The organism is Pseudomonas sp. AMR01 (assembly GCF_041946035.1).
Lineage (GTDB): Bacteria > Pseudomonadota > Gammaproteobacteria > Pseudomonadales > Pseudomonadaceae > Aquipseudomonas > Aquipseudomonas antarctica_B.
The window spans coordinates 1-8580 of the sequence record NZ_JAUTYR010000071.1; the positions used below are offsets into that span (position 1 = coordinate 1).

An 8580-nucleotide genomic window follows, 5' to 3' on the forward strand; every position below is an offset into this window, starting at 1 on the left:
CCGAGTGGTGGGGCGGAGCGTTTTTGGTTACTTTTTGCGCTCTTCAAAAAGTGACCCGCTGTAAGAGCGGAACCAATCCCAGCCGTTACCGCAGCAACGGATATGCCCCCAAACAAGCCTCACCTCCAACGATCCGCAGCAGCCTGATCACTCCCCCGCCCCTCAACCCAACGCGCCCCTTCGCTGGTATGTTCCTTCTTCCAAAACGGCGCCCGTGTCTTCAGGTAGTCCATCACAAACGCGCACGCATCGAACGCTGCCTGCCGATGCGCACTGGCAACGCCCACAAACACAATCGGCTCACCCGGTTCCAGCGCGCCAATGCGGTGCAACACTTGCAGCTTAAGCAACGGCCAGCGCTCCTCAGCCTCCACCACAATCTTCGCCAAGGCCTTCTCAGTCATGCCCGGATAGTGCTCCAGAAACATCCCCGTCACGTCCAGCCCGTCGTTGAAATCACGCACATAGCCGACAAAACTCACCACCGCGCCCACGCCGACATTCGCCGCGTGCATGGCGTTCAGCTCAACGCCCGGATCAAATGCCTCAGCCTGCACCCGAATGGCCACCGTCAGCCTCCGGTCACTGGCGGAAAGAACGCCACTTCATCACCGGCCTGCACCGGTTGATCAAGGCCACAGAGTTCCTCATTGTGGGCGCACATCAAGCTGGTCTCATTGAGCACTGCAAACTCGGGGTCACCGGCCAGCGCCAGACGCACTGCATCGACGGTGGCGAAATCCCCCTCCATCTCCAGCGAATCCAAACCCACCGCTTCGGCGTAACGCGCAAAAAACAATACATTGATGCTCATGCCTGGTCCGCCTTGAAATGCCCGCTTTTACCGCCGAGCTTTTCCAGCAGGCGAATGCTTTCGATGGTCATGCCACGGTCCACCGCCTTGCACATATCGTAAATCGTCAGCGCCGCGACGCTGGCCGCGGTCAGTGCTTCCATCTCCACGCCGGTCTGCCCGCTGAGCTTGCAGCGTGCCAGGATATGCACCGCGTCCACGCCATCGGCACTTAGCTCGACCTTGACGCCGGTGAGCATCAGCGGGTGGCACAGGGGAATCAAATCGCTGGTTTTTTTCGCCGCCTGGATCCCGGCAATGCGGGCCACGGCAAACACGTCACCCTTGGGATGGGCGCCGTCGACAATCATTTTCAGGGTCTCGGGCAACATGCGCACCCGCGCTTCGGCCACGGCTTCACGGAACGTCACGGCTTTTTCGGTGACGTCGACCATGTGGGCGCGACCTTGGGAATCGAGATGAGTCAGCACAGGGATACTCCTGATCAGGAGCGGCAATTGTAAACCCGTGAGTCAAATTTACGCATGCCTGTTTATCCCATGAGCCCGTTAAGCGAAAACAGTGTAAATGTGGCGAGGGAGCTTGCTCCCGTTGGGCCGCGCAGAGGCCCCAAAAATGGGACTGCTACGCAGTCCAGCGGGAGCAAGCTCCCTCGCCACAGGTTATCGACAGCAGCGGGTGTCAGAAGCGGAAGGTAAATCCGGCATTGATCCCGTTGTTGTTACCCCGGTTCGACAGCAAACCGCTGTAGTTCAACGACACCAGCGTGTCTTTGGTCAACGCCATTTGCGCACTGGCTTTGATCACCGCGCCATCGCGCGCCACCGGCACGCTGTTTACGGCAAACGCGGTGTCACTGCCGGCAAACTTCAGCGAGGCATCACGATCGGTATCGCCGAACTGATGTTCCCAGCCCAGCTCGCCGCGCAAGGTCACCGCCGAGGTTGAGCTGATCGGCACCTGGGTATGTGCGCGCAGGCCCAACGTCGAGAGCGTCGCATCCTGGCTTTGCTGGCTGGCGTGCAACGCAGCCGCGCCGCCCTTCTCTTTGAACGAGTCGCTCTGATAGTTCAGGTACGTCAGGTTGGCAAAGGGTTCGAACAGGTTCCACTGGCTGTAGCCGATTTCGGCAAACACCTGATCGGTACGAGCGCTGTAGTCAGCCTTGTCGTAGTCCGACTGGTTGGCGTAAGCCACGCGTCGCGAGGTGTCCAGACGATGCCAGGTGGTGGCGCCGCCCACGCGCAGGGCGATGGCGTCGAAGCGCTTGCCGCCGTAGATCGACAGGTGATAGTTGTCGCTGTCCGCCGAGGCCGAGGCGTCGCCATTCAAGTGGCTCTGGGTGTAGCCGGTGGCTGCGCCCAAGCGCCAGCCGTCGCCGACTTCGGTGTCCAGCCCCAACAGCACGCCGCTGGTGGACGAGGAATAACCGCTGGCGTTGTTGTCACCGCTGACGTTATCGCGACCGCCCAGCAGTTGCACCCAGCCGCCATTGTCGCTGCTCTGGATCTGCGCGCTGGAATCCAGCGCCTGAGCCTGTTGCAGGCGGCCGTTGACCGCTTCACGAATGTAGCGGCTCTCGGCCATTTGCGCCGCCGCCACGTCCGAGTGCAATTGCCCCGACAACTGCTTGAACGCGTCCCGCGCCTGCACTGCCGAGTCTGACGCCAGCAGGCTTTCGTACACCGGGCTGCCCGCGCCCAATGACTCGGCCGCCGTTGCCACCGCGCGTTCATTGCGGGTTTGCGCGATGCTGGCAAACGTCGTCTGGTTGCGCGCCACCGCCAGGGTCAGCTGATTCGGTTGATAGGTGAGCTGCGCGCCGATGAACAGGTAATTCGGCGAGATCGCCGCAAACTGACCATTGATGCCCTGGCTCGCCGTCAGGATGTTGAACCGCTGGCCCAACAGGCTGCGGGCCTCAGTGGCAGACAACAGATTAGGGCTGTTTTCCAGGGACACGGTCACCACGCCACCGTTGAGGGTGGCAACGCCGTTGCTCTGGATCTGGTCGCTGCGCCCATTAGGGCCGACTTCGACCGCATACACCGAACCCGGATTGAACGTCACGTCGCCCGTGCGCAGCGTACCGATCGAATGCCCCGGCGCCACGCGGCCACCCGTGTTGACGGTCACGTTAGCCACCGTGCCAGTGCCGGCCAACGTGCCGCCGAGTGTGGTCAACACGCCATTGTCCGCATTGCGCGTGCCCACCGCGCTGCCATCCACTGTCACGGCGGAGGTCAACGTGCCGTCCACCGACAGCATGCCGCCGCGTACCCAGGTGCTGCCGGAATAGGTGTTCTGGCCTTCCAGCACCAGTTCGCCGTCACCCGACTTGGCCAGGCTGCCGACATAGGTGTTGCCAGTGAGTAAATCCTGGCCGCGCGTAAGGGTCGCCTGCTCCCGCGCATGGCCGATCTCGTAGTCGAACTGGTCATCGGCCGACGCATTCGCCGGTAAGCCGTTGAGCCAGCCCTTTTGCTGTTTGGTCACGGCCCAGGTCGCCTGCTCGGCGGCGTCTTCGACACGGCGGGCGCGAATGGCTTCATCGGAAATCGGGTTGGCCCAGATATCGCGAGTTCCGCCCGGCAATGCCACCGCCACCGAACCGAGAAACTGCCCCGGCCCCTGCATGGCTTTTTGCAGGTTCGGCAAGCCCCAGCCACTGACCACGCCCGGCACTTGCGGCGTGCCCGGCGCGGCATCGTGTACCGGCTGCAGATTGTCATAGGTGCGGCCACCGGTGAGGTCGCCAACCGGGGTATCGGGACCGTCCGGCGCTTGCAGGCTGGAGGTGGTCAGCAACACATCCCGCGCCTGGCTGGCGGTCATGTAGGGGAAGCGCTGAATCACCAGCGCCAGAGCCCCGGAGACACTCGGCGCAGCCGCCGAGGTGCCGTTGGCGTTGGGGATAATTTCACCCTCAGGCCCAGTGGACGGAATACCTGACACGCCCATCACGCACCACCATTTCGACGTGCCGCAGCGGTTATAGACCTGCGCGCTGGTCTCGTCGTAACCGGTGATCGAGAGAAATTTGCCTTCAATATCCGGCTTGAAAAACGGCAGGTTGGCGTTGGTGTCCGGGTTGGCGCCGTGGCTGTCGTTGCCCGCCGAGATAATCTGGATGAACGTGTTTTGCCGTGCGGCGTCGGCCATCGCGTCCATCCAGGTTTTTTGCCCGGCGTGGGCCTTGTCCCAGAACGGGCGATAGGCGGCGGTCATGTCGCGCAGGTTGTCGGCGGCGCTGTCGCCGACGTTGCCGAAGTGGTTTTCCACGTCATTGCGCGAGTTCTGCCCCCAGCTCTGGTTGACGATCGACACATTCTTCGCCGCCAAGGCGTTGTAGCTGGCCATGAACGCGTTGTAGTCGAGGTCGTTGGAGCCTTGGAAACGGTTGTCATCGGTGCCGCCGGTGTTGGCGACAAAAATGTTCGCGTCAAACGCGATGCCGTGCATGCCGGTGCCGTTGCGACTGGCGCCCAGCACTCCGGACATTTCGGTGCCGTGACCGTCGTTGATGATCGGGTCGTACTCACCGGGAATGCTGAAGTGCTCGCCCTTTTGAAACTCGCCATCCGGGGTGTCCTGGATATAGCGCGGGTGGGTCGCGTAGTACTCACCGGTGGACGTCACCGCTTGCACGCGGTCCTGGCCCTGAGCGTTCTTGCCCTGAAACTCGACATGTTCGGTGAGGATGCCCGAGTCGAGCACGCCCACATTCACGCCTTTGCCGGTCATGCCCAGGGCATAGGCGTAATACGCGTGGGTGCGGTCCAGGCCGGAGTTGACCTGGGCTTCCGGGGTTTTCCAGGTTTGCGCGTTGGCGTTCCAGTCACGGGTGGCGGCCGCCCAGGATTGGCCGGCATTCAGTTGCCCGCTCAGGTTGCTGCTGACGCCCGGTTCCACATAGGTATACGGCTTGGCGGCCGGCAAGTTGGCCAGAATCGCCTTGGAGAAATCGAGAATGTTGGTGGTGTAGCGGCCGTTGTTGCTGAACAGGCGGCTGCGGTAGTAGTCCAGGCGTGAGGCGTAATCCAGCGGGCGCCGGGTATCGCCAAGCATGGCGCTGATGGTCAGGTTTTCCGGTTGCAGCTCGTAGTTTTGCTTGAGCGCCGAATCGAATTTTCCGGACTGGGCTGCAAAATCCTTGGCCGCAAGATCGACAATATCCGCATTGGCAAACCGCAGGTTTTTGTACACGTCGGTGTTTGGGCCAAAGGATGCGACGGCTTTCCTGAAGGCCGACTCCAGCACTTGTGAGGTGTAGGGGTTGGCGTCATCGGCCCACGCCATGGAGCCTTGGCCCAGCCATAGCGCCAGGCCGAGTGCGATGGGTGTAAGGGGGATCGATTTGGAGCCTGCGGCGCGCTTGCGTTTTTCAGACAAAGTGGAGCCATTACCTGCTACGTCCATTCTTCAATTCCCTTTGGATAAGTGCGTCGTCAATGAGCGATGTATCGGGCTTTTTGTAATAGGCAGGGTCATGCGGAAAACCCCAAGGGGTCTTCAAACGTCGTCAGATCAAGGAGATGTATTCCGAAGAAGTGACGCTGAGTTGTTGTTGTTTTTACAGCAACAAAAATGTAACAAAATAAATACAAAGCCCACAAGCACCCAAGGCGCATTAACGAAGGCAAATGTCGCCCACAACAAAAACCCCGGATTTCGTGAAAAATCCGGGGTGGTTCGTGGCATTTAGCCACCAACTACAGCATGGGTGTTTACAAATGGGACTCGGCGTATTCGGCCAGAATCGAACGCGGTACCCCTTGCAGCGCAATGTGCACGCCGTTCGGGAAGTCTTTGAAGCGTTCTGTCAGGTAGGTCAGCCCGGAGCTGGTCGCGGACAGGTAAGGGGTGTCGATCTGTGCCAGGTTGCCCAGGCACACCACTTTGGAACCGGCGCCCGCACGGGTGATGATGGTTTTCATCTGGTGCGGCGTGAGGTTCTGGCATTCATCGATCAAAATCAGGCTTTGCTGGAAGCTGCGACCCCGGATGTAGTTGAGGGATTTGAACTGCAACGGCACTTTGCTGAGGATGTAATCGACGCTGCCATGGGTGTTTTCGTCATCCATGTGCAAGGCTTCGAGGTTGTCGGTGATCGCCCCCAGCCACGGCTCCATTTTCTCCGCTTCGGTGCCGGGCAGGAAACCGATTTCCTGGTCCAGGCCCTGCACGCTGCGGGTGGCAATGATGCGGCGATAGCGCTTGGTGACCATGGTCTGTTCGATGGCGGCAGCCAGGGCGAGGATGGTTTTCCCCGAGCCTGCGGCGCCGGTCAGGTTGACCAGGTGGATGTCCGGATCGAGCAGCGCATACAGCGCCAGGCTCTGGTAGATATCACGCGGTTTCAGGCCCCAGGCTTCCTGGTGCAACAGGGGTTCCTGATGCAGGTCGAGGATCAGCAGCTTGTCGACCTGGATCTCTTTGATCCAGCCCACGAAGCCCTGTTCGTCGATGATGAATTCATTGATGTGCACCGCCGGCAGGTTGTCGATCAACTGCACCTGGTGCCAGGTGCGGCCATGGTCCTGACGGGTTTCGACCTTGCTCACAAGGTCCCAGAACGAGCCGGTCACCGTGTGATAACCCCGCGACAGCATCGACACGTCGTCGACCAGCTGGTCGGTACTGTAGTCCTCGGCAGCGATCCCACATGCTCGTGCCTTGAGGCGCATATTGATGTCTTTGGTCACCAGCACCAGGCGCAAGTCCTTGTCGCGCGCATGCAGGTCGATCAATTGGTTGATGATTTTGTTGTCGTTGAGGTTTTCCGGCAGCAGGCTGTTGGGCTCGCTGCGTTTGCTCATCAGAATCGACAGCAAGCCCTTCGGCCCGCTTTTGCCACGCTGGATCGGCACGCCGACTTCAACGTCCTCGGGCGAGGCTTCGCCCAGGGTCTTGTCGATCAGGCGGATGGCCTGGCGACATTCGGCGGCAACGCTGTGGTGCCCGCTTTTGAGTTTGTCGAGCTCCTCAAGCACGATCATCGGGATGGCGACGTGGTGTTCTTCGAAGTTAAGCAGTGCGTTTGGATCGTGGATCAATACGTTGGTATCAAGCACATAAAGGATTGGCTGGTCGGAAGAAGGGTTACGTCCATGATCATCCATACTCGGTCACCTTTGTGGGAGCCAGTCGACGCAATACCTGGGCGGTTCTGCGCCTCGATTCGACCACCGAATGCACCTGAGGGACGTCAAGTGCATGCTCACATGAGGAGTCTTGGAAGACGCCACCTGTGTTGCAGGTTTCGGCGATCTAACTTCGTAATACCGCAAAACATGTGACAGGAAATAGCACTTTGACGCTTTTTTGAAGTTTATTTTTCAGGATGACGAATAGCACTAGCCGCTTGCCATAGACCCCGTTAAAGTCGGAAGTCCGCCTGTATCGAAATGTCGCAAAAAATCACCCCGCAACTGCCTCATCCCCAACAGGGCCGGGCACTTGGTCTTTTTAGCGAAAGGCTTCCCGACAGTCCTGCCAACCCAGCCCGCTTTGCGCCGTTGCCTGCATCAGAATCGGCAATGCTACCCGCGCCTTGTCCTGGGTGTCATGAAACACAATCATCCCTTTGCGCCACAGCAACATCAGTGTCAGCACGCGCTCCTCAGACTCGTCAGCCTTGAGTTTGCCGGGCTCGTCCTGGGAGTCGATGTCCCATAACGCCACCTGTAAACCCTGGGACTGAAAGAAGCCCTGACTGTCGGCGCGGCGCTGGCCATACGGCGGGCGAAACAGCGGCACGTAGTTTTCCGGCATCAGGTTCTGCGCCAGCGATGCGCTGCGGGTGATCGAGCTTTGCCAGTCGACCCAATGGCTGTGGGAACGGTATTGCCAGCCCTGAGTGCCCACACACTGACCTTGGTACAGCGCCTGCACGTCGGCGGCAGAACTGCGCTCGACGCGCGTTTGCAGGCTGCTGCCGAGGACGAAGAAAGTCGCGTTCATCTTTTGTTTGCGCAGGTAGTCGGTGAGCCAGTCGGTATTACCGCTGACCGGCGCCGGGCCGCCGTCGAAGGTCAGCAGGAACATCCGGTCCTTGAAGTCATCGCCGTTGCGCTCGTGGTCGCCAAAGCGTGCGATTTCGCTGCTGATCTGTGGAAATAGCGCGGCTTTGCGCAGCAGTTCGTCGAGGTAGCGTTCGTGGAAGGCATGGCTGGGGGCGGCCCAACCTATATAGAAGGAGTTGTCGCTGATCTGGAACTTGCCGGCTTGTTCGCGCAGGTCGTCCATGCTTTCGATCAGGAAGCAGAAGGAGGCGTCTTCTTCGCAACTTTGTTGGGCGGCGGTGTAGTTTTCAAGCAGGCGTTGCCAGAGCTGGCGGCGCAGGTCGTCGATGGAGGCCAGGTTGATGATTTTCAGGCCCAAACGTTGTTTGAGCGCGGCCTCGTCCTGGTTTTCGCTGGCCAGGAGGCTGTGGGCGAACATCAGGATTTCGGCGCGTGAGGCGACGTCGAACAGCGCTGGGCTGCTGAGTTTTTCGGGCCAGGTGCCGCGGTCGAGGCTGGCTACATCTACCGGCGCCGCTTGCGCGCCCAGGCAAAACAGACAAGCGGACAATAAAAACGCTATTCGCACAACGGGTCTCCCTTTCAACGTCGTCGGGCACTATAGCTGATAGCCTGCTTGGGCTCTTGGGTTGGTGTGTATATCCGTTGTTTGGGTGATGGCTTGAATTGGTTCCGCTCTTACAGCGGGTCACTTTTGGCAAACGCCCCAAAAGTAACCAAAAGGTCTTCGCCCCACCACTC

6 protein-coding genes are annotated in these 8580 nt (G+C 60.0%); all 6 read right to left on the bottom strand.

Annotation, left to right across the window (positions count from 1 at the left end; translation table 11 throughout):
* Positions 1–119: 119 nt before the first annotated feature.
* On the bottom strand, positions 120–569 hold the full coding sequence (gene moaE, locus Q7C20_RS26350) for a molybdopterin synthase catalytic subunit MoaE (protein ID WP_375071144.1): 450 nt from the start codon (positions 567–569) through the stop codon (positions 120–122).
* 2 nt (positions 570–571) lie between these two features.
* Complete coding sequence (gene moaD, locus Q7C20_RS26355; RefSeq protein ID WP_375071145.1) at positions 572–814, bottom strand: molybdopterin converting factor subunit 1; 243 nt, start codon at positions 812–814, stop codon at positions 572–574.
* The gene (gene moaC, locus Q7C20_RS26360; protein WP_348062105.1) at positions 811–1284 is read right to left on the bottom strand and encodes a cyclic pyranopterin monophosphate synthase MoaC; all 474 of its coding nucleotides are present in this window, start codon (positions 1282–1284) and stop codon (positions 811–813) included. The genes moaD and moaC overlap by 4 nt, the downstream gene beginning before the upstream one ends.
* 211 nt (positions 1285–1495) lie before the next feature.
* Positions 1496–5233 carry an autotransporter domain-containing protein gene (locus tag Q7C20_RS26365; protein WP_375071146.1) on the bottom strand — a complete coding sequence of 1246 codons (3738 nt, stop codon included), beginning with the start codon at positions 5231–5233 and terminating at the stop codon, positions 1496–1498.
* A gap of 308 nt (positions 5234–5541) precedes the next feature.
* Entirely contained in the window at positions 5542–6936 is a 1395-nt protein-coding gene (locus Q7C20_RS26370; RefSeq protein WP_012722339.1) for a PhoH family protein, read from the bottom strand.
* A gap of 346 nt (positions 6937–7282) precedes the next feature.
* A complete protein-coding gene (locus Q7C20_RS26375) occupies positions 7283–8407 on the bottom strand; it encodes a polysaccharide deacetylase family protein (protein ID WP_348062682.1) in 1125 nt (374 codons plus the stop codon).
* Positions 8408–8580 lie beyond the last annotated feature (173 nt).